This is a genomic window from Clostridium sp. MCC328, assembly GCF_018785465.1.
Lineage (GTDB): Bacteria > Bacillota > Clostridia > Lachnospirales > Lachnospiraceae > Pilosibacter > Pilosibacter fragilis.
Window position 1 is genome coordinate 1 of record NZ_WQPW01000109.1, and the last position, 361, is coordinate 361.

Sequence of the window (361 nt, forward strand, 5' to 3'; positions counted from 1 at the left end):
TGAATGATTATCCAACCATCCATCTCCTGCTTCGCGGCGATAGTGGTTTTGCAGCTCCTGATCTCTATAAACAGTGTGAGGAAAACGGAACAAGCTATGTCATCCGGCTGAAGGGAAACAAGATTCTCCGTGAAAAAGCGTCGTTTCTTGCAGATGCACTTACCAGTCGGACTCAAAATAACAAGGTAGACTACGCTGTGGTTTACGGTGAATTCATGTACAAAGCTGGTCCATGGCCTTATGAAAGACGCGTTGTGTGCAAGGTTGAGAAGCCAGAAAACCAAATGGTTTACATGTATACCTTTATCGTCACAAACATGGATTCCTCACCAGAATACCTTATCAAATTTTACTGCAAAAG

At 43.2% G+C, this 361-nt stretch carries 1 protein-coding gene; it reads left to right on the forward strand.

From position 1 onward, the window contains the following. Window positions 1–361: transposase (locus tag GPK83_RS14495; RefSeq protein WP_215705111.1), on the forward strand; the 361-nt coding region annotated here is incomplete at both ends.